We start from the raw sequence: 26,065 nt of genomic DNA, 5'->3' as shown, positions 1-26,065 counted from the left end.
CTTGGACACGCCATCCGGCGAGGCCGGCATCGAAAGCCAGGTCGACGACCATATCCGCACGGCGCAGGCGTTGCCGGGCATGTTGCCAGCGATCCGCGCCGTGGCAGAACAGCTGTGCCGGCACTTCGCTGCCGGAGGAAGGCTGTATACGTTCGGCAACGGTGGCAGCGCCGCGGACGCACAACACTTCACCGGCGAACTGATCGGGCATTACAAGCGCGACCGCCGCCCGCTCCCCGCCGTCACGCTCACCACGGACGCTACCGTGGCGACGTGTATCGCGAACGACTACTCGTTCGACGACGTGTTCGCGCGGCAGGTGAGTGCGCTGGCCAGGCCCGGTGATGTGGTCGGCGCCTTCACCACGAGTGGGCGCTCGGCTAATATCGTCGCCGGTCTCGCCACTGCCCGGAAACAGGGCGCCACCACGGTGCTCTTCGGCGGCGGCGACGGCGGACCAGCACTCGAGCACGCCGATCACGCACTGCTGGCGCCGTCCACCACTACCGCGCGCATACAGGAAATGCACACGCTCATGCTGCATCTGATCAGCGAGATCGTCGATGTCTGGGCCGAGGAGGGACCGTCCTGATGACTACCGAGCGCCCGGTCGCGACACCGGACCGCACCCTGCACATGGTGGGCAACGCCCATCTCGACCCGGTCTGGTTGTGGCCATGGCAGGAGGGGTACCAGGAGGCGAGGGCGACGTTCTGGTCCGCCATCCATCGAATGGACGAGTACCCGGACTTCGTCTTCACCTGCGACCAGATGGTGCTGCTCTCCTGGGTGGAGGAGTCCGACCCCGAACTGTTCGAGCGGATCCGGGAACGGGTGGCCGAGGGCCGCTGGGTCAACACCGGGGGCTGGTGGGTGGAGCCGGACTGCAACATGCCCGGTGGCGAGTCGTTCGTCCGTCAAGGGCTCTACGGGCAGCGCTACCTGCACGAGCGTTTCGGGATCGTCTCGACGGTCGGCATGAACGTCGACCCCTTCGGGCACAATGCCATGCTCCCGCAGATCCTGCGTGGCCAGCGGATGGACTCCTACTGCTTCCTGCGCCCCGGACCGCACGAGAGTGAGCTCGACGGCACAGCGTTCTGGTGGGAGGCCCCGGACGGCAGCCGGGTTCTCGCGTACCGGATCCCGTTCGAGTACTGCAGCCCGCCCGGCGACGTCGCTCATCAGGCCGGGAAGGCATTGGCGCAGCTCGACCGTTCGCTCGGGGACGTGATGGTGTTCTACGGAGTGGGCAACCACGGCGGTGGTCCCACCAAGGCCAACATCGAGTCGATCTACCGATACGACCAGATGGGAACCTTCGGGAGGATGTCGATGTCTTCGCCGCGCCGCTACTTCGACGAACTGGTCGCGAGGAAGGGCGAGGCCGGAATGGCAGATCTGCCGGTATGGCGTGACGACCTGCAGCACCACGCCGCCGGCTGTTATTCGGCCCACTCCGGCATCAAGGCCTGGGTCCGCAGGACCCAGGCCGCGCTCCTCAGCGCTGAACGCTGGGCCGTCATCGGCTCGGTCACCGACGGGCTGAGCTATCCCCGGCGGGAACTCGACCACGGGTGGAAACAGCTGCTGTTCAACCAGTTTCACGACATCCTGCCCGGCTCGGCGATCGAACCTGCCTACGACGACGCCCGCGACCAGCTCGGCGAGGCCGTGGCGCTGTCCAAACGCATCATCACCCGAGTGCACAACGTCATAGCGCGGCAGGTGGATGTCCCAGCCGAGGACGGCACCCAGCCGGTCCTCGTGTTCAACCCGCATCCGTGGCAGGTGAGCACCGACGTCGAGCTGCAGTACGGCGTTCAGCCGACCGGCGTCCACGTCGTCGACGCCGACGGCCGGCAGACCCCGTCGCAGCCCACCCAGTCCGTGGCGACCACCAACGACAAAGGCCGCGGTGCCGCGGTGTTCCGCGCCGAGCTGCCTGCGCTGGGGTATCGCCTGTACCGGCTGCGCCCTGGATCCGCTCCCGCGGACATCCCGTGGAGCAACGAGGCGCCGGGGTTGCTCCGCGCGTCGCAGACCGTCCTCGAGAACGACATCCTGCGAGCGGAGTTCGACCCAGCCAGCGGCTGGCTGAACAGCCTCCTCGACAAACGGACCGGGACGGACGTCGTCGCCGGCGCCCGCGGCGAACACACCCAGATCTGCGAAGACCCGACCGACACCTGGGGACACCACGTGGTCTCCTACGCCGCTGCCGGGAAGGCCATGGACCTCACCGCCATGGTGCTACGTGAGGACGGCCCGGAACGCGCCCGGCTGCGCGTCGAACGCGAGTGGGGCCGCTCCACCCTGGTGGAAGAGTTCATCCTGCGGCAGGGCGCCGACGAGCTGGAAGTGCGCGTCACCCTCGACTGGCGGGAGCAGGCGCACCTGCTGAAGATGCGTTTCCCCACTGCGCTGGAGAATCCCACCGCCACCTACGAGATTCCGTTCGGCACGCTCGAGCGTCCGGTGGACGGAGCCGAAGAACCCGGCCAGTCGTGGGTGGATCTCACTGGGGAGATGACCACGTCCGGCGGGACCACCCGGCGCGCCGGCTTGGCCGTGATCAACAACGCCAAACACGGCTACGACGTCTCGCCGGGCGACGATTCCGCGACACCCAGCATCGGTATCACCGCGGTCCGCAGCCCGGTGTATTCGTGGCACGACCCGAAGCTCCTCGACGACGACGGCTTCTACTCCTTCCAGGACCAGGGCGTACAGCGATTCAGTTACCTGCTGGTCCCGCACGCCGGAGAATGGCGCGAGGCCGGGCTGGCCCGCCGCGCAGCACTGCTCGGGGCTCCGCCACGCGCCATGCTGGAGAGCTTCCACCCGGGAGCCCTCCCGGCCGAGCAGAGTTTCGCCGCCGACGGTGGTGGCCAGGTCATGATCACGGCGCTGAAGGGCTGGCAGGATGGTGACGCCGACACCCCGGAGGTAATCGTTCGGGCGGTGGAGACAACGGGTGCGCCGGCCTCCGCGCGGCTGCGGCTGCCGTTCATCGACCGCGTGATCGAATCTGGTTTCGGGCCTAGCCAGATCCGCACGTTCCGTGTTCCCCGCGACCCGGCGGCGCCGATAGTCGAAGTCGACCTGCTGGAGTGGGATATCGACGACGGTCCGGCCGCCGGCGGCGGCGAATGACCGTGCCGCACCGACCGGAGTCTCGACCGGAGTTGCGGATCGAGGCGCTGGATGCCTCGGGACAGCTTCTCGGGTCGGCCCGGGTCCCTGGCGATCAGGACCGGGCCGTGGCCGTCGCCGGTCCGTTCCGGGTCGAGGTGGCTGTCAGCTCTGGGCAGGCAGCTGCGTCGGAGATTGTCCTGGGCGTGGTGAATCAAGACGCGCAGCCGTTCACCGGGCACCTGCGGCTGGCGGTAGAGCTTTCCGGCACCCCGGATCCGTGGTGGCTGATCCCGGGCCTGTTCTACGGGGAGAACCGGCCCGAGGCCTGCGACCGGCGGTTTCCCAGGTTCGAGGTCGGTGCGAACGACCCGGACGGCATGGTCAGCGACCACTGGTCGTTCCGATCGGACCGGGCCGCTACTCCGGCGGTGTTCGTATGGAACGACCACGACGGCGTCGTTCTTCTGACCTCGGAGACCTTCGCGTGCGGGCTGACGGGGGTGGGGTTCTCCCACAGCGGCCAGACGGCCACAGCCCACGTGGTCTATCCGTACCGGGAGGCGCCTGTCACCTATTACGGCTCCGCCGAGCCGCGTCCCCCGGAGCGGGGACGGTACGTGTGGCAGCCCGGCGAGACGGTTCGGCTCAACGCCTCAGCCGGCAGGATCGGCGCGGACCGCCACGGATACGCGCGAGTGTTGCGGGAGGTATACGAACAGGCCCGGCACACGCATGTGGTGCAGCCGTGGATGCCGATCGCGGAGGCTGCCGACGTCGCCGGTGAAGGACTGGTGCGCTGGCACTACGATCCCGATCCGGGTGTGCTGCTGGAGACCGTCGGGTTCGACCGGGAAGTGAGCGGCCAGGACGGGCTGCGTGTCGATCGCCAGGCGATGCACGTCGGCTGGATCAGTGGGATCCCCTGGGCCTATGCACTCCTGGCGCATGCCCGGCGGGCCGGTGTTGCGAGTGATGACCAGCGGTCCGCGGCCATGAAGGTGATCGATTTCATCTGCGCGAACCTGTCTCCGTCGGGAACGTTCTGGGGAACCTGGTACCGGTCCAAGGGATGGTCCCAGAGCTGGACGCCGCTGAAAGGTGGACTGCACGCGCGTACCCTCGGCGAAGCCACCCTGTTTCTCGTCCGGGCCCTGGAGCTTGGCGATGACGTGCGCTCGGCCCGTCCGGTGTGGGTGAGCGCCGCACGATCCAACCTCGACGTGATCCGGGCGCGGCAGCGTGCCGACGGCAACCTCGGCTCAGTCCACCACGCAGAGGACGGCCGCGTCCTCTCGTGGGCAGGGGCGTCCGGTCTCACCTGGGTGGCGGCGCTGGCCGAGGCGGACAGGTTCGACGACGACGGCGGGTACCTCGCGGCGGCGGTCAGGGCCGGTGAGTACTACGCGCAGTTCGTCGACCGTGAGTTCATTCACGGCGCGCCGGAGGACGTCGACCTGGCGCCGACGTCGGAGGACGGGTATGCCGCAGTGATGGCCTACGTCGCCCTGCATCGCCGCACCGGTGAGGATCGCTGGCTCGACCTGGCCCGGCGGGCGGCGGACTGGATGCTGACCTTCCGCTACACGTACAACGTCGACTTCTCCGAACGGAGCATGCTGGGCGCCTACCGGTTCGCCAGCCGTGGCGCCGACCAAGCGTCGCCGTCCAACCAGCACCTGCACGCCTACGGGCTGATCTGCACCAAGGAAATGCTTGAACTTTCCCAGGCATCGGGCGACCCGCATTATCGGGCGCGCGCGGAGGAGGCCCTGGCGTGCTTCCGCCAGCTCGTCGCTCGCGAGGACGGCGAGGTGAACTCTTACCGGGGAATGATCACCGAGCGCTACTACCAGACCTCCTGTTTCCAGCCGAAGGGCATGCTGCTCACTCTTTCGCACGCATGGAGCGCAGGCGTGCTGTTGCTCGGCTGCGAGCAGATGCTCGCGGTCTCACTGAGCTGAACCGTGGATCCTGGCCCGTTTCAGGGATCTGATGGCGCGGTTGCCGCGGCGAGCACGTCAATGGTGCACCGTGTTCCTGGTGCACTCGCCAGGCGACGGTCCGCCGTGAGCAAGGTGGAGTCCAGGAGTTCGGCCAGCGCTACGTAGGCCGCGTCATAAACCGTGAGATTGTCCCGTAGCTCCCAGCACCGAGAGAGCAATGACCGATGCGGGGCCCGGCGGACCGGAATCGCCTCTAGATCATTAAGAGCCTGTCGGGCCCGGCGATCGTCGAGACGGCCGCTGACATACTGCCGCCGAAGTACCGACGCCACTTCGAGATCGATCAACTCCGGCGCCACGAGTCCATGGCCGCGCAGGCGCTCCCGTGCAAGGTCGCCGTCTGGTCCATCGTCGCCCAGTGCCACGACGAGGACGCTTGCGTCAACGACGAGCACGGTCATCGCGCAACGCTGCGACCGCGTCATTCACAGACACGGATCCTCCGGACCGTCCACTCGCGCGATCGAGCACCTCGTCGAGGGTCGGTTGGCTTGCTTCCTCGATCAGCCTGCTGCGTAGATACTCCTGAAGGGACTGGTGAGCGGCAGCGGCTCGCCGACGCAGGACGGAATGCGTCTCATCGGGAACGTCTTTGATCTGTACGCTAGGCATAGCGCCATTCTGGCGCCAGAAGCGCCAAAATGCAAGCGCTGTGGCCGGGTCAATTGAGATGATCGACGGGCGACTCTCATTACGGGAACGCGCCGAGGAGGCGCTGGCGTGCTTCCGCCAGCTCGTCGCCCGCGAGGACGGCGAGCGAGGTGAACTCGTATCGCGGCATGATCACCTCCCGGACGAAGACTGTCAGGTCTCTTGCTGCAGTGAGGTGAGGTTCGTGGCCTCCCGTAACACGATGTGCGGCGGTGGGCGCCGCGACGCGTCACGTGAGGCCGCGAACCCCCGGACTCAACTCAGCACTTCATCGAGCAAGCTTCGGATGTCAGCTCGCGGCAAGCGCGGCCTGCAGCATCGAGCGATGCCGCCGCATCCACGCTGCCGAGCGGGCCCGCCACGCAATCGCCCATACGGCGCCTGCCTGGCTGGACTCCGGCGTGACCCCTGCCTTGACGGCTTCGGCCGCTGAATCACGGATGGCGTACTCGATCATCCGAGTGACGAGGTCACCCCGCTCTGCTGTTGCCAGGCCGTAGCCGTCGACGAAGTGCCGCAGCTGTGCTGCCCGCGCGTTGGCGTCGGGCAGTTCGTGGCGCTCAGCGAGGTCGTCGTCGTGCAGTTGTGCATTCCACCACGCCGTGGCGGCGATCTCGTCGAGACGGTCGGTCGGGCCGGCCGTCTCCCAGTCGATGAACGCCACCGGCAAGCCGTCCCGGGCCACGATGTGCCATGGTCCCGCGTCGCGGTGACTGATGACACTCTCCGGACCGGAATCGTGGAACGGCCACGGATGCCAGATCGCCTCGCCGGGCGGACGGAAACTGGCGGTGGCCCGGTGGAGGTCACGTAGCATCTGCCCGGCGTGCCAGATCGCCTCGTCGGTCCAGGCGCGCGGATGGACGCTGTGGCCCTCGATATAGGTCACCACGGAACGTCCTTGCTGGTCGTACCCGTCACCTACGAGCCGCGGGCTACCACTGAATCCGGCATCCTCCAGGTGGCGGAGCAGGGCATGAACGGTCTCGGTCCAAGGCCCGGCAGGGCGCACAACAGTGTCGCCGTGCCGGAGCACGGAGGTTGGGTTGCCCTCAGCCCCGGGCAGGGGTTCGTATTGCGATGTCACTGGTACTCCTCGTGGTCGAAGAACATGACACCCATAGCGGTGTCACGTCGGAAGACTGCTCAGACGCGAGGAGACTGGACGGTGCCGCCCGCTGGTGATGGACACACAGCAGGCGTGGAGATCAAGCGGCCAGCTCCCGCGCCGAAGGGTGCATGCGGTGCTCGGCTGCGGCAAAGATCGTCATGATGACCTCCTAGATCGTGACTACGACGCTGCCACCGGCGCCTGCGGACCTGCAACCAGTTTTTCCAGTACTGACGAGTCAGATGGCGAGGAGCCGGGTGACGACGCACGTCACGGCACCGTGCCGGTCACGATGTGGCCGCGGAGCGGAGCGTGCAGGGAGCCACTCTGCGTGGCGAACGGCTCGAGCGCGGTGCGGGCGCGTTCTCTGATGCGGGTGTATGTCGCGTCGTCGATCTGAGTGATGAGTGGTGAACCCTCAACCTCGGTTGCGACCAGCTCGTCGGCCGACCGGAATCTCGCGGTCCCGAGATGCGTTCGGGCCACGACGTGCGTCAACCCCGCTGAGCTGAATAGCGCGCGCAGCTCGTCGAGATCGCCGCACGACCAGTACGTGTCGATGAGTACGGCAGCGGCCGCACCCGCCTCGTCGGCGACGATCGATGCGAGCTCCCGGTAGGCCGGTTGCTCGCCGATGCTGGCAGGGACGACGATCCCGACCGTGGAACCGCCCGTCGCCACCCGCGCCATCTCCCTGATGGCGCGGGCTCGGTCCGGCACGAACATCAGACCCATCTGGCAGAGCACGCGATCGAACGTGCGCTCGGGGAACGGGAGTTCCACGGCGTCGCCTTGGTGCCACTCGAGGTCCGGCCGCAAGCGATGTGCCACGGCCAGCATCGCCGCGTTGAGATCGAGTCCGACGATCGTGCCGGAGCCGATCCGATCCGCCACCGTCCTGGCAACGATGCCGGTGCCGCAGGCCACATCGAGTACCGCCTGCATGGGCGCGACATCCACGGCTTCGACCAAACGATCCGCCCATTCGGCGAAAATCGCCGGTACGAACTTGGACTCGTATACCTCGGCAGCGTCCAGAGAGATCTGGAAGGTTTCCGTCTCAGCCATGTCGTCCTCCTGGGTGGGCTGTAGCAGCGGTATTGCCGGCTTGGCCAGCATCGCGCTTGCCATGCCGCGAAAACATCGGTGCACATACCTATTCGCCCACCTATTCCCTGCCTCCCAGGCCGTGGCGGTGGCATGCTGTGTTCCACGATGACTAATGCGGCGGATCTGCTGGCCGCGGGCAAGATCGCGTTGGGTCACGGCGACTGGGCGCGGGCTCGCTCGCTGTTGTCCGATGCCCTCGAACTGGACGAAGCCGCCGAAACGCTGCACCACCTGGCCCGGGCGGTGGAATGGGCAGGTGACTATTCGGCCGCGGTCGGGTACTACGAGCGTGCGTTCGTCGCTTACCGAGCTCTGGGTGAGACCCGGTTGCCCGCACTCATCGCTGGGCGAGAACTGAGCTTTCTGCACGGCGCGGTCTATGGCAACGAAGCGGTGGCGGCTGGCTGGCTGGCCCGGGCACGGAGACTCGCCGCCGAATCAGGAGATTGTGTTGAGGCAGGCTGGGTAGAACTCGCCGAGGCCCTGGCGTCCGGTGACCCAGCCGAGATGCGAGGGCACGCGCAGGCAGCGGCCGCGATAGCCGACCGGTTCACGGATGCGGATCTGCGCTTCTGCGCGCTCGGGCACGAAGGCATGGCTCTTGTCCTCGCCGGCCGTGTCTCCGAAGGCATGGGGAAGCTGGACGAAGCAGCGGCCGCCGCGGCAGGTGGCGAAGTGTCCGACTACATCACGGTCGGCGAGATCTACTGCCACATGTTGGTGTGCTGTGAGCTGACCCTGGACGTCCGCCGTGCCCAGCAGTGGATGGCGCTCGCGACGTCGTTCGGCTCCCTCTCCAACGCACCCTGGGTATCGGCGATCTGCCGGACCCACTACGGGGGCGTTCTCACTGCGGCAGGACGGTGGGACGATGCGGAACGCGAGCTCGAGTCCTCGATCGCACTGTACGACGACAGTTACGCTGCGCTGCGCTCCAGCGCCATGGTGCGCCTCGCGGACCTGCGGGTTCGGCAGGGCAGGTACGACGAGGCGGCCAGACTCCTGGCCGGCTTCGAATTCGACTCCTATGCTGCGTGCCCCCTGGCCCGCCTGCACCTGGTTCGGGGCGAAGCCGACGTCGCCCGGCGTATCCTGTGGCGTCGCCTCGGCAACGCGGGCGAACATCCGAGGCAGGTTCCGGAACTCGCGCTGCTGGTGGAAGTGGAGGTCCGGGCCGGTCGCCTCCCTGATGCTCGTGCCATCGGCCGGCGGCTGGAGCAGATCGCGGCGCGGACGGATATGCCCCGTGTTGGCGCGCTGAGCGAGTATGCGGCTGGCATCATCTGCGCCGCGGCCGACGAGCCGGAGGAAGCACTCGGCCATCTCGAAACGGCATTGCCTCAGTTCGCCATGGCCGGGCTCCCGCTGGAGGAAGCCCGGACCAGGCTCGCGATCTCGCAGCTCATCGCCGCCAGCGCACCTGACGTAGCAGTGTCCGAGGCACGGGCCGCGCTACGGGTGTTCGACACGCTCGCGGCGGCCGCCGACGCGGACGCGACCGCCCATCACCTGCGGAGTCTGGGCGAGCCCGGGCGGGCGGCGCCCCGCGGTGAGGGAACACTCACGCGACGGGAGAAGGAGGTACTGGCCCACATCGCCGAAGGCCTGACCAACGGTGAGATCGCACAACGGCTCTACATCAGCAGGCGGACAGTGGAACACCACGTCAGCCGCATCTTCGCCAAGCTGGGCGTTGACACACGCGCGCAGGCAGCGGCGTATGTGCTGCGACAGCGCCTGTGAGTCGGCAGAGGCCCGGCTTTCAGTACGCCCGGGTGCGGGTGGGTGTCACTCGGATCACGGCGGAGAAGGTGGACAGCACATCCTCGGGCGGTACCCCGTAGTCGCGGATCTCGTCGGCATATCTTTCCACGTAGGCGGTGGTCTCGCCGTCGTCGTCCGGACCGGAGTCGATAACGGCGGTGCCTTCGAAGGTGAGCACGCCGCCGTCTTCGGCGTCGTTCTTGATGTCCAGGTGCAGCGCAACCCTGGGGTTGTGCCGGATGTTCTGGACTTTTGGGTCGCCGGGCTTGCTGCGGATCAAGAACCGGGCCCCGTCCCATAGGAAACCGACCGGCGAGGATTGCGGCTGCCCTCCGGCACTGACCGTGGTGAGCCGGATGGTTTTCTCGTCCTGGAGCCGCTGCTCCGCGCTGGCTCCGGTCTTGTCCTCGAGGTTGGGCAGATTCGTGCTCTGGTTCATGCTGCGCTCCTCTCCGGCTGGTCGATCACGGTTCCATCTTCCACACTGGGATGACGATCGGCTGCTGGTCAGCTGTTGGTCACCGGACAACGCCCGCCAGCGGTGATCGAGCCGTCAGCCTGGTCCAGGAGGTAAGCGTGAACGTTGTGCGACCACGAATCCGCAAGTTCCGGATCGCCGATGTGAACAGCTGGGCGCAGCTCGGCGACGATGAGCTCTATTTGCAGAACGTCGTCAACGATGCTCGGGAAGGCCAGCTGACCATTGGATTCGGCCGGGTCGGCACGGGAGTGTCGTTCGAATCCCGGTTTCCGTACGACGAGGTCGTCGTCGTGATCAGAGGAGCGGTGACCTATCAGATCGACGGCGCTGCACGCACCGCCCGGGCGGGAGATGTCGCCTACTACCCGGCTGACGCACCCGTAGTAGGCCGGTTCGATGAGCACACCGAGGCGGTCTACATCATCTGCCCGCCGCATTGGCAGCTCACGGATTCGGACTGGGAATCGATCGGGTCCAGCCAGGTGCCGTTCGCAGAGCCACCTGCCACGAGCCAGGAACAGGCTCGGGTGTTCGGCGTCGGCCAGTACACCTTGGATCAGATGGGTGACCTCGAGTACTACTCGACCGCGGTGGTGGACGAGCCCGGCCGCGAGCTGAGCGTCAAGTTTGAACGGGTCGGCCAAGGGGTGTCGGGTGAACACTTCTTCCCCTACGAAGAAGTCCACGTCGTACTCAAGGGCATCCTGACGATCCGCACCGAGAATGAAACGATCAGTGTCGAGCCGGGTGAGGTCGTGCACCTTCCGATGCGAGCACGGGCCGTCGTGCAGGCCGACGCCGATGTCGAGATGGTCTCCGTGACCCACCCGCCACACTGGCATATCCGAGCCGTCGCGACATGAAACCCGGGCGGGCCGCGACGCGTCCCGGGTCAGAACGCGTCGGTGAGGATGTTCTCGATGTCGGCCGGTGTCAGCGGACGGGGATTCGTGGCTGCTGAGTGGTCCTTGAGCGCACCGTCGACGATGGCCGGGATCGCTTCACGGGGCAGGCCCATGGCCGACAACGATCGCGGCAGGCCGAGGGCATCGTTAAGGCGGTCGAAGTGCGCGGCGAGGTCGTCCTGCCCGGACAAGCCGACCGCGCGCCGTAATGCGACATACTTCTCCGGCGCGGCCGGCTCGTTGAACCGCAGCACGTGCGGCATCAGCACCGCGTTGAGCATTCCGTGGTGCAGCGCGGGTGTCTCGAGTCCGCCCGCGGGATGAGAGATCGCGTGAATGGCGCCGAGGCCCTTCTGAAAGGTGAGTCCGCCTTGCAGGGCTGCCATCATCATTTCCCGGCGTGCGGTCAGATTCCTCCCGTCAGCGGCGGCCAGCTCGATGTGCTCGGTGGCGCGGCGCAGCCCGTCGAGTGCGATGGCTTCAGCGGGCGGATTGTCGCGCGGACTGAGGTACGTCTCCACGCAGTGGCTGATCGCGTCGATGCCGGTGGCCGCGGTGAGAGCGGGGGGAAGCCCGTAGGTGAGTTCGGGGTCGCAGACGGCCCGTTTCGGGATGAGATGCGCTGAGATGAAGCCGAGCTTGCGCCCGTCCGACAGCGTGACGAGGGCGGCGCGGCCAACCTCGCTGCCGGTGCCCGCGGTGGTGGGGACGGCGACGACCGGCGCGACCGCGGCGGTGATCCGCGGCGTGCCGCCAAGTGTGGCCGCGAAGGTCTCGAGCGGAGCGTCGTGGGTGGCCATCAGGGCGATCGCCTTGGCGAGATCGATCGGCGAGCCGCCCCCGATGGCGACCAGGCCGTCTGCGCCGCATTCCCGGTAGCGCGCCAGGGCGGCGGCGGCCGCCTGTTCGGTCGGGTTGGACGGGGTCTCGTCGAACACCTCGGCGACCTGGGTAGCCGGCAATCCCGCGAGCGTGTGCTCGACCAGCCCCGCGTCTCTGACTCCGCGGTCAGTGACGACGAGCGCCCGCTTGATGCCGAGCTCGTGAAGGTCGTCGGCGAGGGCACCGACCGCCCCTTCGCCGAACCGGATGGTGGTCAGGTAGTTGATCACCGAGACCGTCATCGATGCGTTCTCCTCACTGCTGGACGTCGTCGTTGGTCAGGTCGGATTATGCTCCCAGGCAACCGACGGCGACCCCTCAGTACCTTCGGCCTAGTCATATCAGCTCGCCCGTGCTACAAAAGTAGCGACGCGCGTCAGGTGGACGTCGCGATCAGCGAGGCCGCCACCGGTAGGAGGACATCATGATCACGTGCCGGACGTGCGCGGTCGAATACGAGGAACCACTTCCCGATGTGTGCCCGATCTGCGCGGACGAACGCCAGTACGTTCCGGCGACCGGCCAGGCATGGGCCACTCTCGAAGATCGTCGCCGCGAGGGCGCTGTTATCGAGATCCGGCAACGTACACCCGTTTTATGGGGGCTACAGGCCGCCGGCGTCGGCATCGGGCAGCAGATGTTGTTGCTGCGGACACCTCAGGGCAATCTGCTCTGGGACCCGATCGGCTATATCGACGACGAAGCCGTGGACTGGGTGCGGGGCCAGGGGCCGGTGCTTGCTATCGCCGCCAGTCATCCACACATGTACGGAGTCCAGGTCGAATGGTCCCGTGCGCTCGGTGGCGTGCCAGTCATGGTGAACGAGGCTGATCAGGAGTGGCTGGGCCGCCGTGATCCAGCCGTCGCATTGTGGTCGCGGCGTCATGAGGTCACGCCCGGGCTGACGTTGTATCAGGTGGGTGGTCATTTTCCGGGCAGTGCAGTCGCTCACTGGACAGACGACGACGGTGTGCTGCTGGCGGGCGACACCATCATGGTGAACCCGGACCGGGTGACTACCAGTTTCCAGCGCAGCTACCCGAACCGGCTACCGCTCTCAGCTGCCGTGGTGACTCGGGTAGCCGACCAGATCAAGCCACTGCGATTCCAGCAGATCTGGAGCAACTTCGACAACGCCATCACCTCCGACGCCGATCTTGCTGTCCAGCGATCGGCTGACCGGCACGTCGCGTGGGTCCGCGGCGATTTCGATCACCTCACCTGACCGCGCGCCCGGTGCGGAGAATGCCGATCCTGGCTGGTCTTCTGCCAGGTGAACACGTGCTTATCGGGTGCTTCACGAGGTAGGTTGGACGGTAACCGTCCTATGCGGGAGGCCGAGCGGATGCCGTGGATTGCGTGGTTGATACTAGCCGCGGCGTTGGGTGTCGCGGAGTTCTTTACGCTGACGCTGGCTTTCGGGCTGCTGGCAGCCGCTGCTGTCGTCGCGGCCGTCGTCGCCGGTATCGGCGCGCCCTTCTTGCTGCAGGTTCTCGCCTTTGCTGTGACCGGAGCCGTGGGTCTGTTGGTGGTGCGGCCGATCGCCAGGCGGCACATGGCTCAACCGCCGGTGGTGAGCGAAGGAAGCGATGCCTTGGTGGGGAAGAAGGCAGTGGTCGTCAAGGAGGTGACCGCATCGGGCGGGCTCATCAAGCTCTCGGGCGAGGAATGGACGGCTCGTGCGCTCGACGAGTATCAGTCGATACCGGTCGGGACCCTTGTCGATGTCATGGAGATCGATGGCGCGACCGCCGTCGTCTATCCCCGGGAACTCTTACCGTGAACATAGATCGCTAGCACGGAGGCAGAACAGATATGGAACTCTTGGTGCCACTGATCGTCGCGGCTGTGGTTGTGGCCTTCCTGGTAATTTCCACCGTCCGGGTGGTTCCGCAGGCGCGCCGGTACAACATCGAGCGGTTCGGCCGTTACCGGACGACGTTGCAGCCCGGCCTGAATTTCATCGTGCCGCTGGCGGATCGGGTCAACACCCGGCTGGACGTCCGTGAGCAGGTGTTCTCGTCCAGGCCGCAGCCGGTGATCACCGAAGACAACCTGGTCGTCAACATCGACACGGTGCTGTACTACCAGATCACCGATCCGCGTGCCGCGGCCTACGAGGTCGCCGATTACCTTCAGGCGATCGATCAACTGACCATCACCACCCTGCGTAACGTCATCGGAAGCATGGATCTGGAGCGCACCCTCACCTCACGTGAGGAGATCAACACCCAGCTGCGCAACGTGCTCGACGACGCCACTGGCAAATGGGGGATCCGGGTCAACCGGGTGGAGATCAAGGCCATCGATCCGCCGGCCACCATCAAGGAGGCCATGGAGAAGCAGATGCGCGCCGAGCGAGACAAGCGCGCCGCTATTTTGCACGCCGAAGGAGACCGGCAGGCCAAGATCCTGACCGCCGAGGGTACGCAGCAGCAGAAGATCCTCGAAGCTCAGGGTGATCAGCAGGCGGCCATTCTGCGGGCAGACGGTGAAGCGAAGGCTGTCGAGCGAGTCTTCCAGGCCGTACATCAGAACAACGCCGACCCGAAGGTGCTTGCTTACAAGTACCTGGAAACTTTGCCGCATCTGGCCGAGGGCGACAACAACACCTTCTGGGTGATCCCAGGGGAACTCACACAGGCGGTTCGCACCGTGACCGACGCCTTCGGCGACTATTCCAAGATGGGCACGCCTAAGGTGGCCCGAGAAGACGGCCAGGGGTCGGACGGCGCCGGGGAAGACTCGGGTACTCGTGAGCTGACATCCAGTGACCAGCTGTCGACGGACGCCGCGACCGCTGCCGACGAGGTTGCCAGATTGGCGGAGGCGGCGGTCAAGGACGCCAAGGCCGACGCCGCGGCCGCTGAGGGCAAGCCGACGCCGAAACTGGACGACGAAACCCTCGAGAGCTGATCGCTTCCCAACCGGCAACGCCGAGGATGCAACCGACACCCTCTCTGAAGTGTCGTCATCGGTAGCAGAACCATGACGACACGAGGGGGTGTCAGCATGCTGACACGACGTTCAGCCGGACACGTGATCGCCGGGGCAGTCGCGGTCTCGTTATTCGCCACCGGCGCCGTGGCGAGCACCGACAGTGCCCTAGAAACGGGCGTCGCGCCGATCCAGATCGATTTCGGTGATCTCGAGCAAGGGCGGCAACTCACCCTGCCGTGGTTCGCCGACGGGGCTTTCCATCGCTACAACGTGAGCTGGGACGCCGAGACAGACCCGATGGTCGCGTTCATTGCCACGTACGACGGATCCCCGGCCGGTCCGACGACCCGCTGGGTCGGGCTCACCGACCCGGCCGACGACGATCTCCACCTGGTGAAGTACGAGCTGGACAATGACGGCAAAGTCGTTTCAGAGCTGGTCAGGCAGGGCGATCTGAGTCACCTTGTGGCCACGGCGGACGGAAGGTACTTCGCTTACGCGAGGGACGGCGCCGATGTCTTTCTCTCCACCCCGAGTGGTGGCCAGCTGCTGTCGGGCAAGGACGCGCATCCGGCCGGCTTCTCGGACGGCTTGCTCGTCATCAACGAGACATACGACGGCGAGCCCTCTGTCCACCTGTACGACTACCTCTGTGATGACGACTTCGAGCCCGAAACCTGCCGGACATCTCGGATCGACGGCGTACTCGGTGTGACGACGACCAGCGACCCGACGGGGCTGATCGCCGTGACCGGCGAGGACGAGGAAGGTGAGTGGTACTCCGCGATTCTCGACACCAGCCACGACAACCGGGAGGTCTGGCGTAGCAACGAACGGCGCATCGAGAGCTTCTCGCCGAACGGGGCCTATGCCGCCACCGTGGACATCCGCAGCGACGGCCTTGGCCACACCGACGTCGAGATCATTGGAGCGTGGAGTGGCGAGACGTTGCTGCGTGCCGAGATGGAGGTGTCGCAACGCCTCGCCTGGGAGCCGGCCACGACGATCTCGCCAGGCAACCAGCTGGTCTTCGATGCGTGGGACGACGGTGAGCAGGCTCTGGTCCGTTGTGACGTCAGCACCGGCTGCGAGCTCGCCACCACTCCGGTGCCGGCCGACGATCCGGTCGAGCTGCCGCCGCATCTGCTGGTCACTCAGTGAGCGCGGGGCGACGCGGTAGCCTCTCAGCCGTCGGAGCCAGCACTGGCGGCGGCACATGGGCGGGCTGGGGCCGGTTGACGTTCACGAGACTGATGCGTGTGCATACTCGGCCGTTCCGCCGCGCGTGGTGTCGCCGGCGGGGGAAGCGGGATGACTGACCCGCAACGCCCGCAGCGCCACGGCCCAGGCGATCAGCTGGTCGAGGGTCTCGGTCAGCGCGTCTTCATGGTGCACACGCGGCGCGAAGCGGCCGTGTTCGTCGACGTCGTCGTCGAGTGAAAGAGCGACGGTGGCGCGGACGTCCGCCATGCGTAATTCGCCGAGGATGACACGTAGTTGCTGTACGGCGCGTACTCCACCCTGTGCGCCGTACCCGACGAACCCGGCCGCTTTGTCGTTCCATTCGGCGTAGAGGTAGTCGAGTGCGTTCTTCAGCGCGCCGGAGACGGAGTTGTTGTACTCCGGCGTGACAAAGACGAATCCGTCGAACGACGCGATGGTCGCTGCCCACGCCTGGGTGTGCGGCTGGCGGTATTCCCCGGCCATCGGCGGTACCGGCTCGTCGAGCAGGGGCAGGCCGAAGTCGGCGATGTCGAGCACAGTGAACTCGGCGTCATCGCGTTTAGACGCGTGAGCGTGGACCCACTGGGCCACGACCTCCGCGTAGCGACCCGGACGGGTACTGCCGACGACGATTGCGATTCTGGTCATGTTGGTTGTCCCTTCCAGTCTGGGTGTTCTGACGGCCGGTGGTGTCGGCTGCGCTCCTTGGCGACCGTCTCGCGTACGGCGGGGGCGATCTCGTGGGCGAGCCGATCGATGGTGTCCGGACCGTCGATCTCGAAGTTGAAGGTGCTGATCCCATCGCTGAGGACCAATTCGACGAGCTGGTCCACCGTCAGTTCCACGCCGGGGTTGAGCAGCCGTCTGATGTCGCGGGGCGAGCGGCCGGCCTCTTCAGCGGCCTCGTCGATGATGGTGTTGCCGATGGTGAGATCGCCGGGCTGCATGGCGGGCAGCGATGGTAACCAGCCGTCGGCGACCCGGCCGGTCAGCCGGAGCATCCGTGGTTTGTACGCACCGATCCAGATGCCGATATCGTGTGCTGGTCGCGGACCCCGTTTGGCGCCGCGCACCTGGTAGTGCTGACCTTCGACGTTTACGCCGCCGCGGGTGTCGGTGTCCCAGATTTCGCGGATGATCTGGATCCCCTCAGCGAGTGCGGTGACGGCTGTGCCGGGTGAACGAGGCGGGCCGCCCATGGCCTCGATGGCGTCGAAGTAATGGCCGGCGCCGAGGCCGAGCTCGAACCGTCCGCCGCTGAGCAGATCCAGGCTGGCAGAGCTACGCGCCAGCATGGCCGGTGGTCGCATCGGGATCGGGTGCACGCTGGCGGCCAGCCGGATCCGGGAGGTACGGGCCGCCACATAGCTGAGCAGCGTCCATGTGTCCAGATAGGCCGGCTGGTATGGATGGTCCATGAACGCCACCAGCTCCAGGCCGGCTCGGTCGGCGAGCTCGGCGAGCCGGACAGTGGTGGCCGGGTGCTGGCTCGGTGAGTCGAGACCCGCGCCGAACATCAGGTCGTGGCCGTAGTCAGGCATCGCTGGGCTCCTCGTGGGTTGACGGGCGTCGTGGCCGGATCTCAGTTATCTATACTCCGGACGCTATAGCGCACATGGTGGACGAGCAATGCGTGAGGCCCGCGAATAGATACGCCATCGTCTCGGTCGGGGGAGAAATGTAGACTCAAGGCCATGGATATCTTGAGTGACGTGATCTCCGCCGTACGGACGGGGCGTCCTGAAGCCGTGCGCGTCGAGTGGCACTCACCGTGGGGCATGCGCTTCCCCGCGGATCCAGGCACGGCGGGGTTCATGGTCGTTTTGCAGGGTTCCTGCTGGCTCATCCAGACCTACGACGAGCCCGTTCCGCTCGGCCCGGGTGACGTCCTGTTCTCCCCGCGTGGCGACGGCTACGCCATGGCTGACACGCCGAGCAGTCAACTGGCTGATCCGCCCGGCGAGCTCCTCGCCGACGCAGATCTGTCCGCCTCGGCCTCGTTTGGTGACGCCCTCGGCGGGGTGTCCACGGTCACGCTTTGCGGTGGCTACCGTCTCGACCCGCAGCGGACCCACCCGTTGCTGCGCGACCTGCCGGCGACCATCCACGTGCCCGCGCGGGTAGGGCGTCATCCTGAACTGCGGGCGGCCGTGGACATCCTGGGTGCCGAGATCGCCGGCTCGCGGCTCGGCGCGGATGCAATCATGCCGGTCGCGCTGGATATGTTGCTGCTCTACCTCCTGCGAGCCTGGTTCGAGGAGCGGCCGGCGCGCCAGGCCGGGTCCGGCTGGGCCGATGCGCTGGCAGATCCGGCCGTGAGTGCCGCCTTGAATGCGATCCACCGGGAGCCCGCGCAGCCGTGGACCGTCCAGACCCTCGCCGACGAGGCGCGGCTCTCCCGGGCTGCCTTCTCGCGCCGGTTCGCAACCTTGACCGGACAGCCGCCAATGACGTATCTGACCTGGTGGAGACTGACTATCGCGGCGGAGTTGCTGCGCGAGTCCGGGGCATCGCTCGGTCAGGTCGCCACCCGCGTCGGATATGCCTCGGAGTTCGCGTTCGCCAATGCCTTCAAGCGGCAGCACGGTGTCGCGCCGGGCAAGTTCCGGCGCCAAAGCCGCGACTCGGCGCCGGTCGCAGGTCAGCGACCGTCAGCCGTCAATACCTGACGGCGTACATGGCATCCGGTAACTAGCGCACGGGCCTTCAGTTCATGCCGAGATACGCCTGGACGGCCCGCGGATCTTTCAGCAGCTGTGCCGCCGGGCCGGAATGGGCCAGCGTGCCCATGTCCAGTACGTAGCCGGTGTCAGCGGCGCGAAAACGGCCGGCCGGTGGCGCCGGCGTATCGCACATCCCTGGTTTTCCGATCCGGGACGTCTGCCTGCGGCCGGTGTGACGCACCCCACCTAGTTATATTGAGAATCATTCCTTATAGTCAGCATGTTCCGATACCGCTCTCTTGGGCCGGTACGGCACCGCCCGGGCATGACCACCCCGAGAATCTGGTTAGGAGCCATCAGGCTGATGCAGCGTCACACCATCCGCGCGGTGACGGGAGGGGCGGGCGCAGCGGCACTCTTGAGTGCGTTGGTTATTGCGCCGGTGTCCGCGCCTTTGACCGCCAATGCCGATATCGGTCCGCCCCCGGACGCCAACGAGCGGCGAGTACTGGCCAACGAGCACGTCGACGCGATCAACGTCGGCTTGGACGGAACACAGCTGACCGTCAACTCGAAGATCAGCCCACCCGTTGAGTTCGTCGAGCCGGAAGAGTTGATCTTCCAGCTGTCCGATCTCGGTTACGTCGAAGGGTTACCGGACCGATTCGTCGAGTTCATCGGTACCGATCGCGCGTGGGTCGTGCCTCAGACGCAGAACCACGACGTGATCTGGGCCGGCTGGAGCACTGAAGAACTCGCCTCCGGCATGGTGGACGATAACAAGGTCGACATCACGCTGGCCGATGTGCACGGTCCGGGTGACGTCGAGGTATGGCAGACCGTCGGCTTCGGAGACATCAGACGGATATTCAGCTCCGACGAGGAATACAAGACGCTGTCGCAGACCGTCAACGCCCATGTGCATGCGAACTGGGCGTTCACCGAGCCCGGTGTTTACACCCTCACGTTCGTGGTGTCGGCCACCATCGGTGGTGAGCATGTCGCATCCGACCCGGTCGATTTCACGTGGACAGTCGGAGGTGCGCCTGGAGAGCTGCCGGAGCCGGCGGCATCGGTTACGGCACTGGACGCACCGTCGTCGGTGTCGCCAGGTGAGGAGTTCTCGCTGACTGCCTTGGTGAGCACCGACACCGGCGTTGACGCACCCCCGGCTCCCGGCGGCTACGTGGAGTTCCACAGCGGTGGCGAAGCCCTTGGCTGGAGCGCGATCATCGACGGCGAGGCAGGCCTGCCCGTGTCGTTCGATGACGCCGGCGAGTACGAGATCACGGCGGCCTACACGCCGCAAGAGCCCCAGTTCTACACCGGGTCGGAGTCCAATCCGCACGTTCTCGTCGTCGAGGAGTCACACGAACCGATCGAGACAACCCTGACGATCGCCGGGCTCGCGGGCGAATACCGGCCGGGTGACACGATCGAGCTGAGCGCCGTGCAAGATCCACCAACCGAATTGGACGACTATCACTGGTTCGGCCGGGTGGCCGGCGAGGAGCAGTTCGTCGAGGTGGGCGCCGGTGCTTCTTTCGAGACCGTGGCGAGTCCGCAACTGGACGGCGCTCAGTACTACGTGGAGCTGTACGGTCATGACCACGAGGTCGTGGCCACCTCCCAGCCGGTCACCATCGTCGTCGACGATCAGGACGACCCACCGGGGAACGAGGGCCCGCCCGACGACGACCCGCCGGGTGAATGTGAGGATCCCCGGACCGTCCTGACCAACGAACACACCGACCTGCTGACGCCGATCCTCGACGGTACCGAGCTTGAGCTGTGGGCCAAGGTCGGCTCGTCGGCAGACCACACCTTCTACCAGCCGGAGGATCTGCTGGTGCAGGTCAAGGATCCGGAGGCGGCCGCTAGTGCTCCAGGAGGCGACAACTACGCCTTCCTGGGCGAGGCCGGCGACCCGTTGTGGGTGATCCCGCAGACCCAGGATCCTGACGTCGTATGGGCAGGTTGGTCTACCGAAGAACTGCCCTCCGGCGCGTTCGACGGAAACGCCGTCGAGATGATCTTGCATGATGTCGATGGCCCAGGCGAGGTCGAAGTTTTCCAGACCGCCGGCCTGGGTGAGGCCCCGAGGCGGATCTTCAGCTCGGTAGATGCGCTCGACCCGCTGAGCCAGCGGGTCGGCCAGCACGTACATGCCAACTGGGCGTTCACCGCGCTTGGCGAATACACCATGACGTTCGAGGTGGCGGGCACGCTCGCCGATGGTGGCGACGTCTCCACTGGGCACGTGGACTTCGCCTTCGTTGTGGGTGACATCGACTGCGACCCCGACGACCCCGGTGACGAAAACGGTGGTGACGACAACGGCGCGGATGAGAACGGCGGCGATGTGTCGGGAGGTGACGACGGCACGGATACCGGTGGTGACGACGGCACGGATACCGGTGGTGACGACGGCACGGACGCCGGTGGTGACGACGGCACGGACGCCGGTGGTGACGACGGCACCGACGAGAACGGCGGAGACACGAGCGGAGATGCCGACGGTGCGGACACTGGAGGCGCCGCGGGGGGTGACGCGTCCGGGGGCGAAAATGGCTCCGGACCCAAACCCACGACCAAACCAACCACCGGGATCTGCCCTCCAGGCACGGTCCCATCCGGTTCGCAGTCGGCCGATGGCGCACCGCCTGCGAGTTCCACGCCGGGAGCCGGCGCTGACGACGAGAACGGCGAAGAAAACGGTGAGGGAACCGGTGGGGAGACCGGTGGCGGCGACGAAGACGACGACTCCGACGAGCGCCCCTCGGGTGACCCGGTGGTGCTCACCAACGAGCACGTCGACCTGATCTCCCCGCGGCTGAGCGGATCGACCCTGTCGTTGGAGGCGAAGGTCGGCTCGTCGGTCGATCACACCTTCTACGACCCCGCCGACGTCCTGGTGCAGGTGAAGCCGGAAGCGCAGAGCACAATCCCGGACGGCGACGCTTATGCGTTCCTCGGCGATGCCGGGGACGCCATCTGGCTGATCCCGGAGACGCAGAACCTGGAGATCGTCTGGGCCGGGTGGTCAACGGAGGAACTGAGCTCGGGCGACTTCCAAGGCGACGCCGTGAACATGCGGATGGTCGACGTCGACGGACCGGGAACGCTGGAGGTGTTCCAGACGGCGGGGTTCGGTGACGTGAACCGGATCTTCAGCTCGGAGGACTCGCTGGACGCCCGCCGTCAGGGAGTCGGCCAGCATGTCCACGCGAACTGGGCTTTCTCCGCCGAGGGAAGCTACACGGTGACATTCGAGGTCAGCGGCACGCTGGCGGATGGCACGAGTGTGTCGACCGGAGCGGTCGAGTACTCCTTCGTCGTCGGTGCCATGTCGGGAGCGAACCAGGTGTCGCTGGCCGACTCCGCGCCCAGCGTGAACTCGACGACTTTGCGCCCGGCGTACCTGCCCTCGGCCGCCGTTCCAGCCGCGCACCAGCCGCAGGATGGGCGAATCTCCATGCCTGCCGCCAGTACAGCGCTGGTCTCGGTCTCGCGGTCCGCTCCGGTCTCGCGGTCCGCTCCGGTGTCGCGGTCCGCTCCGGTGTCGGCGTCCACTCCGGGCCCGGCGTCGACGCCAAGCCCGGCGTCTACGCCAGGCCCGACGTCTGCTCCGGCTTCCGAGTCCAGCCCGAGCCCAACTACAGCCGGTGCTCCGGTAGCACAGGCGGGGAGAGGTGAAGACTGCGTGCTGGCGCGAACGGGCACCGACGGCGTCAGCGGGTTGGTCCTGTTCGGTGGCCTGATGCTCGTAGCCGGTTCGGCGGCTCTGTACGCGTACCGTCGCCGCGGCGTCACACTGCTGTCCGGGTGATCAACGCGTGGCAGAAAGGAGCGCCGGCGTGACACGCGCCTGGTCGGCCTGTCAGGGCCTCATCGCGGGCGTCACGGCGGCGCTCGTGGTCGCCGGGTGCGGGGCGGAGGTGTTGAGTACTCACGACGAGCGGGTCCAGGTCATCACTACCACGGGGATTCTCGCTGACCTGGCCCGTAACGTCGGGGGCGATCGGGTGAACGTCGAGTCGCTGGTACCGGACGGCGCCGACCCGCACACCTACGAGCCGAGCCTGCGAGACATCCGCAATGTGGTGTACGCCGACCTCGCTTTCAGCAACTACATGCTCTTGGAAGAGCAGAGCATCATCAAGGCGCTGGACGCGAATCTAGCCGGCGATGCACCGAACGTCTCCCTGGCTGAAGGCGCGGTGAAGTACGCCGCTGAGGTCATCCCGCTGGTGGAGAACATCTCCCTGGACACCATCTGGCTCGGGATGCGAGTCCGTGGAACGGGCCAGGAGTACGGCGCCACCCGGGCATCCGAGGTGTATCTCGCGGGCATTGACGTCGAGGGTCCCGGGGATCTGATGACATACCTGACGGAGGCGTTCGGCAACCCCACCGTCTACGTGGATTCCAGTGACGGTTTCGACCCGTCCAACGGCTACCGCGATGACACCGCCATCCTGCCTCCCGACGCGCATACGCACATGAGCTGGGCCTTCACCGAGCCTGGTATTTACCAGCTCACAATGCGGGCCAGCCTTGCCGTGACACCGGAATCGCGCCCGGTCTCGTTCGGTGAGCAGACCTTCACCTTCGCTGTCGGAGTGGACCCGCACTCGGTGCCGGATATGGAAGGCGCGACCATACTGAGTTCGGGCCACGCCGATGTCACAGTCGACATCGACGAGGGCGAGCTGTACTTGTTCGCCGATCCGCACGGCGGTGGTGACGTGAACCAGGAGGTGTATGACCCCGCTGAGACCGTGATCGAAGTGCCCAACCGGGCATTGCACGACATCCCAGCGGAGTCCGAGTTTCGATTCCTCGGCCGCCCCGGTGAGCAGGTTTTTCAGCTCCCACAGGCGGTGCTGGGCAAACATGTCCATGGCGAGATCGATCCGCACCTCTGGCAGAACGTGCGCAACGTGATCTCGTATGTGCAACTGATGCGCGACACGCTGATCGACGTGGATCCGCAGGGTGCTCGCGAGTACCGCGCGAACGCAAACGAGTACATCGAAGAGCTCGAGGAGCTAGACGACTACGTGCGGGACACCATCGCGGAGATCCCGGAAGCCCGGCGGCACCTGATCACCACCCATGACGCTTTCGGTTACCTCGGTGCGGCTTACGAGGTGCAGATCTCGGGCGTCGTCACCCCGAATCCGTCCACCGAGCCGAGCCTGGCAGATCGCCGCCGGCTGACCGAGACGATCCGCAATCTGGAGATCCCCGCGGTCTTCCTCGAGCCCAATCTGGTGGCACGAGCCTCGACGCTCACCGAGGTTGCGGATGCCGAAAGTGTCGCGGTGTGCACGCTATACGGCGATTCCTTCGACGACGTCGTGACCAATTACGTCGAGATGATGCGGTTCAACGCTGAATCGCTGAACCAGTGTCTGTCCGAGCCAGCTGAGAGAGACGAATGATCGATCAACGCGCAACAACCAACATCACCGGAGGCAACGCAGCGTGGGCACGGGCGGCGATGGCGTCGATGGCGGCGGCCGCTCTCCTGGTAGTGACCGGACCGGCGTCGTCGGCCGCTGACGATCCGGATCTTGAGCAAGAGATCGACAGTGATCAAGAGGTATCCACTGAGACGGCGGTGTTGGACGACGGCCATGTCGACATGGGGCCACGGTATGTCGACGACGAGTGGACGTTCCTCATCCACGACGACACCGCTGAGCCACCGGTCTGGCGCTGGATGGAGGACACGGTGTTCCAGGTGAGCGACGCCGCCCGCCTGGCCGTCCCGGACAACGACGCCTATGCGTTCCTGCCCGCGGAGCCGGGCACAGAGGTGCACGTGGTGCCGCAGGCACAACAGCCCGGGGTGGTGTGGCTGGGCTGGAACACACAGGATCCCGCCGTGATGGAGACCGTCGACCGAGGCGTCACCCTGCGGCTGCGGAGGGTTGAAGGCCCCGGGGAGATGGTCATGTTCCTGCAGAGCGGCGATCTCGGTGACCCCGAGCCGCTTTGGGACAGTCGCGAAGAATACCCGCAGGACGTGTGGGTCGAGAACAACACCCATACCCATGCGAACTGGGTGTTCTCCGAGCCAGGGGTCTACCTCGTGGAGGTGGAGGCCACCGCCGATCTCGTGACCGGCGAGACCGAATCGGCGGTAGAGGTGATGCGGCTCGCGGTCGGCAATGAGACCAGCACCGATGAAGCGCTCAATGCCGAGTACGTGCTGACGCAGGACGCCGCGCTGGACGATCCAGGGGCAGAGTCCGGAGACGGCGAAGCCAGCGGTGATGCCGAGGACACCGGCGGCGGTGTGGCGACCGGTCTGTTGATCGCCGTTGCCGGCGGGGTGGCCCTGCTCATCGCCTTGGCAGTGGTCGTGTTCCGGGGCCGGCGTGCGAAGGCGCGAGCGGCTGAGTTGTCCGCTGCCGAGGCGAGTTCGGAGCGCGCCCGGTGAGTGTTCTTGAGGTCGAGAACCTGAGCGTGGATCTCGGCGGCCGCCCGGTTCTGCGGGATATCGAGCTGCGCGTCGACGTCGGCGAGTTCGTCGGCCTGATCGGTCCGAACGGTGCTGGCAAGACGACACTGCTGCGGTCCATCCTTGCGCTGATCCGCGCTGCGTCCGGCCAGGTGCTCGTCGAAGGACGGACCGCGAAACCAGGACGTTCGCGCCTCGGCTATGTGCCGCAGCGGCACGAATTCGCCTGGGACTTTCCGATCTCGGTGGAGAACACCGTGATGAGCGGCCGGGCCGGCCGGATCGGTCTGTTCCGGCGGCCGGGCGTGGCCGACTGGCGCGCCGCGACAGAGGCGATGGAACGGGTCCAGATCGCCGATTTGCGCACCCGCCCGGTAGGTGAGCTGTCCGGTGGGCAACGACAACGAGTGCTCGTGGCCCGGGCACTGGCACTCCAGCCGAGCATCTTGCTACTGGACGAGCCTTTCACCGGACTCGACATGCCCACCCAGGAGCTGCTGAACGACCTGTTTTACCAGCTCTCATGCGAGGACAAAGCCGTGCTGATGACCACCCACGACCTCGTCTTGGCGCTCGAGTCATGCACGCGGCTCGCCCTGCTCAACGGGACGATTATCGCCGACGCCTCGCCGGGCGAGCTGGAAGATCACGACGTGTGGAAGCGCACCTTCGGCGTCGGAGAGAACAGCCCGCTGATGAAGATCCTGAAGGTGGCCTGAGC

23 protein-coding genes are annotated in these 26,065 nt (G+C 66.4%); 14 read left to right on the top strand and 9 right to left on the bottom strand.

Annotation, left to right across the window (positions count from 1 at the left end; genetic code table 11):
* The first annotated feature begins 79 nt into the window (after nucleotides 1-79).
* From F7O44_RS25865 to F7O44_RS25855, 3 genes are read left to right on the top strand one after another with little or no spacing between them, the layout of a single operon-like run.
* Nucleotides 80-592 (top strand): D-sedoheptulose-7-phosphate isomerase, encoded by a 513-nt coding sequence (locus F7O44_RS25865; protein ID WP_425501444.1) that lies wholly within the window; start codon nucleotides 80-82, stop codon nucleotides 590-592.
* A complete protein-coding gene (locus tag F7O44_RS25860; RefSeq protein ID WP_162453207.1) occupies nucleotides 592-3,156 on the top strand; it encodes an alpha-mannosidase in 2,565 nt (854 codons plus the stop codon). The genes F7O44_RS25865 and F7O44_RS25860 overlap by 1 nt, the downstream gene beginning before the upstream one ends.
* Complete coding sequence (locus F7O44_RS25855; protein WP_162453206.1) at nucleotides 3,153-5,099, top strand: YyaL domain-containing protein; 1,947 nt, start codon at nucleotides 3,153-3,155, stop codon at nucleotides 5,097-5,099. The genes F7O44_RS25860 and F7O44_RS25855 overlap by 4 nt, the downstream gene beginning before the upstream one ends.
* Nucleotides 5,100-5,119: 20 nt before the next feature.
* On the opposite strand, the gene F7O44_RS25850 is transcribed toward F7O44_RS25855, so the two are convergent.
* The 4 genes from F7O44_RS25850 to F7O44_RS25835 form a co-directional block, all read right to left on the bottom strand.
* Complete coding sequence (locus F7O44_RS25850) at nucleotides 5,120-5,542, bottom strand: type II toxin-antitoxin system VapC family toxin (RefSeq protein ID WP_187361637.1); 423 nt, start codon at nucleotides 5,540-5,542, stop codon at nucleotides 5,120-5,122.
* Nucleotides 5,523-5,753: a FitA-like ribbon-helix-helix domain-containing protein gene (locus F7O44_RS25845; RefSeq protein WP_162453205.1), complete on the bottom strand. Its 231-nt coding sequence runs from the start codon at nucleotides 5,751-5,753 to the stop codon at nucleotides 5,523-5,525. Before F7O44_RS25845 ends, F7O44_RS25850 begins: the two co-directional genes overlap by 20 nt.
* 328 nt (nucleotides 5,754-6,081) lie before the next feature.
* Nucleotides 6,082-6,879, bottom strand: a complete 798-nt coding sequence (locus F7O44_RS25840) for a phosphotransferase (RefSeq protein WP_222851706.1) — start codon at nucleotides 6,877-6,879, stop codon at nucleotides 6,082-6,084.
* Between the two features lie 294 nt (nucleotides 6,880-7,173).
* A complete protein-coding gene (locus tag F7O44_RS25835; protein WP_222851705.1) occupies nucleotides 7,174-8,034 on the bottom strand; it encodes a class I SAM-dependent methyltransferase in 861 nt (286 codons plus the stop codon).
* 84 nt (nucleotides 8,035-8,118) lie between these two features.
* Here F7O44_RS25835 and F7O44_RS25830 point away from each other — a divergent pair, with 84 nt between their 5' ends.
* Nucleotides 8,119-9,756 (top strand): LuxR C-terminal-related transcriptional regulator, encoded by a 1,638-nt coding sequence (locus tag F7O44_RS25830; RefSeq protein WP_162453204.1) that lies wholly within the window; start codon nucleotides 8,119-8,121, stop codon nucleotides 9,754-9,756.
* Between the two features lie 19 nt (nucleotides 9,757-9,775).
* On the opposite strand, the gene F7O44_RS25825 is transcribed toward F7O44_RS25830, so the two are convergent.
* Complete coding sequence (locus F7O44_RS25825; RefSeq protein ID WP_162453203.1) at nucleotides 9,776-10,216, bottom strand: pyridoxamine 5'-phosphate oxidase family protein; 441 nt, start codon at nucleotides 10,214-10,216, stop codon at nucleotides 9,776-9,778.
* A gap of 137 nt (nucleotides 10,217-10,353) precedes the next feature.
* Between F7O44_RS25825 and F7O44_RS25820 the strand changes: the two genes are divergently transcribed.
* A complete protein-coding gene (locus tag F7O44_RS25820) occupies nucleotides 10,354-11,121 on the top strand; it encodes a cupin domain-containing protein (protein WP_162453202.1) in 768 nt (255 codons plus the stop codon).
* Nucleotides 11,122-11,150: 29 nt separating this feature from the next.
* On the opposite strand, the gene F7O44_RS25815 is transcribed toward F7O44_RS25820, so the two are convergent.
* On the bottom strand, nucleotides 11,151-12,287 hold the full coding sequence (locus F7O44_RS25815) for an iron-containing alcohol dehydrogenase (RefSeq protein WP_162453201.1): 1,137 nt from the start codon (nucleotides 12,285-12,287) through the stop codon (nucleotides 11,151-11,153).
* 182 nt (nucleotides 12,288-12,469) lie between these two features.
* Here F7O44_RS25815 and F7O44_RS25810 point away from each other — a divergent pair, with 182 nt between their 5' ends.
* From F7O44_RS25810 to F7O44_RS25795, 4 genes are all read left to right on the top strand, one after another.
* The gene (locus F7O44_RS25810; protein ID WP_162453200.1) at nucleotides 12,470-13,270 is read left to right on the top strand and encodes an MBL fold metallo-hydrolase; all 801 of its coding nucleotides are present in this window, start codon (nucleotides 12,470-12,472) and stop codon (nucleotides 13,268-13,270) included.
* 120 nt (nucleotides 13,271-13,390) lie between these two features.
* Entirely contained in the window at nucleotides 13,391-13,828 is a 438-nt protein-coding gene (locus F7O44_RS25805; RefSeq protein ID WP_162453273.1) for an NfeD family protein, read from the top strand.
* 32 nt (nucleotides 13,829-13,860) lie between these two features.
* Nucleotides 13,861-14,961 carry an SPFH domain-containing protein gene (locus F7O44_RS25800; protein WP_162453199.1) on the top strand — a complete coding sequence of 367 codons (1,101 nt, stop codon included), beginning with the start codon at nucleotides 13,861-13,863 and terminating at the stop codon, nucleotides 14,959-14,961.
* Between the two features lie 96 nt (nucleotides 14,962-15,057).
* Nucleotides 15,058-16,146, top strand: coding sequence for a hypothetical protein (locus F7O44_RS25795; protein ID WP_162453198.1), 1,089 nt, complete (start codon nucleotides 15,058-15,060; stop codon nucleotides 16,144-16,146).
* Nucleotides 16,147-16,227: 81 nt separating this feature from the next.
* Here the strand turns inward: F7O44_RS25795 and F7O44_RS25790 are convergent, their stop codons facing one another.
* Nucleotides 16,228-16,857, bottom strand: coding sequence for an NADPH-dependent FMN reductase (locus tag F7O44_RS25790; protein WP_162453197.1), 630 nt, complete (start codon nucleotides 16,855-16,857; stop codon nucleotides 16,228-16,230).
* Nucleotides 16,854-17,750, bottom strand: coding sequence for an LLM class flavin-dependent oxidoreductase (locus F7O44_RS25785; RefSeq protein WP_162453196.1), 897 nt, complete (start codon nucleotides 17,748-17,750; stop codon nucleotides 16,854-16,856). Before F7O44_RS25785 ends, F7O44_RS25790 begins: the two co-directional genes overlap by 4 nt.
* A gap of 153 nt (nucleotides 17,751-17,903) precedes the next feature.
* Here F7O44_RS25785 and F7O44_RS25780 point away from each other — a divergent pair, with 153 nt between their 5' ends.
* Nucleotides 17,904-18,878, top strand: coding sequence for an AraC family transcriptional regulator (locus tag F7O44_RS25780; RefSeq protein ID WP_162453195.1), 975 nt, complete (start codon nucleotides 17,904-17,906; stop codon nucleotides 18,876-18,878).
* A gap of 37 nt (nucleotides 18,879-18,915) precedes the next feature.
* Here the strand turns inward: F7O44_RS25780 and F7O44_RS25775 are convergent, their stop codons facing one another.
* Complete coding sequence (locus F7O44_RS25775) at nucleotides 18,916-19,065, bottom strand: hypothetical protein (RefSeq protein WP_162453194.1); 150 nt, start codon at nucleotides 19,063-19,065, stop codon at nucleotides 18,916-18,918.
* A gap of 171 nt (nucleotides 19,066-19,236) precedes the next feature.
* On the opposite strand from F7O44_RS25775, the gene F7O44_RS25770 reads away from it, so the two are divergent.
* The 4 genes from F7O44_RS25770 to F7O44_RS25755 are packed head-to-tail and all read left to right on the top strand — an operon-like array spanning nucleotide 19,237 to nucleotide 26,063.
* The gene (locus F7O44_RS25770; RefSeq protein ID WP_162453193.1) at nucleotides 19,237-22,701 is read left to right on the top strand and encodes a choice-of-anchor M domain-containing protein; all 3,465 of its coding nucleotides are present in this window, start codon (nucleotides 19,237-19,239) and stop codon (nucleotides 22,699-22,701) included.
* A gap of 28 nt (nucleotides 22,702-22,729) precedes the next feature.
* Nucleotides 22,730-24,319: an anchored repeat ABC transporter, substrate-binding protein gene (locus tag F7O44_RS25765; protein ID WP_162453192.1), complete on the top strand. Its 1,590-nt coding sequence runs from the start codon at nucleotides 22,730-22,732 to the stop codon at nucleotides 24,317-24,319.
* The gene (locus F7O44_RS25760) at nucleotides 24,316-25,323 is read left to right on the top strand and encodes a choice-of-anchor M domain-containing protein (RefSeq protein ID WP_222851703.1); all 1,008 of its coding nucleotides are present in this window, start codon (nucleotides 24,316-24,318) and stop codon (nucleotides 25,321-25,323) included. Before F7O44_RS25765 ends, F7O44_RS25760 begins: the two co-directional genes overlap by 4 nt.
* Entirely contained in the window at nucleotides 25,320-26,063 is a 744-nt protein-coding gene (locus F7O44_RS25755; RefSeq protein WP_162453191.1) for an anchored repeat-type ABC transporter ATP-binding subunit, read from the top strand. Before F7O44_RS25760 ends, F7O44_RS25755 begins: the two co-directional genes overlap by 4 nt.
* Nucleotides 26,064-26,065 lie beyond the last annotated feature (2 nt).

Origin of the sequence: Phytoactinopolyspora mesophila (genome assembly GCF_010122465.1) — a bacterium.
Lineage (GTDB): Bacteria > Actinomycetota > Actinomycetes > Jiangellales > Jiangellaceae > Phytoactinopolyspora > Phytoactinopolyspora mesophila.
Note: the sequence above shows the minus strand (reverse complement) of the source record. Positions and strands in the feature narration are given on the sequence as shown.

Excerpts from the sequence above, each read along its gene's own strand:
- F7O44_RS25865 (WP_425501444.1), top strand. The coding sequence starts at position 80 with ATGTTGCCAGCGATCCGCGCCGTGGCAGAACAGCTGTGCCGGCACTTC.
- F7O44_RS25860 (WP_162453207.1), top strand. The coding sequence starts at position 592 with ATGACTACCGAGCGCCCGGTCGCGACACCGGACCGCACCCTGCACATG.
- F7O44_RS25855 (WP_162453206.1), top strand. The coding sequence starts at position 3,153 with ATGACCGTGCCGCACCGACCGGAGTCTCGACCGGAGTTGCGGATCGAG.
- F7O44_RS25850 (WP_187361637.1), bottom strand. The coding sequence starts at position 5,542 with ATGACCGTGCTCGTCGTTGACGCAAGCGTCCTCGTCGTGGCACTGGGC.
- F7O44_RS25845 (WP_162453205.1), bottom strand. The coding sequence starts at position 5,753 with ATGCCTAGCGTACAGATCAAAGACGTTCCCGATGAGACGCATTCCGTC.
- F7O44_RS25835 (WP_222851705.1), bottom strand. The coding sequence starts at position 8,034 with ATGGCAAGCGCGATGCTGGCCAAGCCGGCAATACCGCTGCTACAGCCC.
- F7O44_RS25830 (WP_162453204.1), top strand. The coding sequence starts at position 8,119 with ATGACTAATGCGGCGGATCTGCTGGCCGCGGGCAAGATCGCGTTGGGT.
- F7O44_RS25825 (WP_162453203.1), bottom strand. The coding sequence starts at position 10,216 with ATGAACCAGAGCACGAATCTGCCCAACCTCGAGGACAAGACCGGAGCC.
- F7O44_RS25815 (WP_162453201.1), bottom strand. The coding sequence starts at position 12,287 with ATGACGGTCTCGGTGATCAACTACCTGACCACCATCCGGTTCGGCGAA.
- F7O44_RS25810 (WP_162453200.1), top strand. The coding sequence starts at position 12,470 with ATGATCACGTGCCGGACGTGCGCGGTCGAATACGAGGAACCACTTCCC.
- F7O44_RS25805 (WP_162453273.1), top strand. The coding sequence starts at position 13,391 with ATGCCGTGGATTGCGTGGTTGATACTAGCCGCGGCGTTGGGTGTCGCG.
- F7O44_RS25800 (WP_162453199.1), top strand. The coding sequence starts at position 13,861 with ATGGAACTCTTGGTGCCACTGATCGTCGCGGCTGTGGTTGTGGCCTTC.
- F7O44_RS25795 (WP_162453198.1), top strand. The coding sequence starts at position 15,058 with ATGCTGACACGACGTTCAGCCGGACACGTGATCGCCGGGGCAGTCGCG.
- F7O44_RS25790 (WP_162453197.1), bottom strand. The coding sequence starts at position 16,857 with ATGACCAGAATCGCAATCGTCGTCGGCAGTACCCGTCCGGGTCGCTAC.
- F7O44_RS25785 (WP_162453196.1), bottom strand. The coding sequence starts at position 17,750 with ATGCCTGACTACGGCCACGACCTGATGTTCGGCGCGGGTCTCGACTCA.
- F7O44_RS25780 (WP_162453195.1), top strand. The coding sequence starts at position 17,904 with ATGGATATCTTGAGTGACGTGATCTCCGCCGTACGGACGGGGCGTCCT.
- F7O44_RS25775 (WP_162453194.1), bottom strand. The coding sequence starts at position 19,065 with ATGTGCGATACGCCGGCGCCACCGGCCGGCCGTTTTCGCGCCGCTGAC.
- F7O44_RS25770 (WP_162453193.1), top strand. The coding sequence starts at position 19,237 with ATGCAGCGTCACACCATCCGCGCGGTGACGGGAGGGGCGGGCGCAGCG.
- F7O44_RS25760 (WP_222851703.1), top strand. The coding sequence starts at position 24,316 with ATGATCGATCAACGCGCAACAACCAACATCACCGGAGGCAACGCAGCG.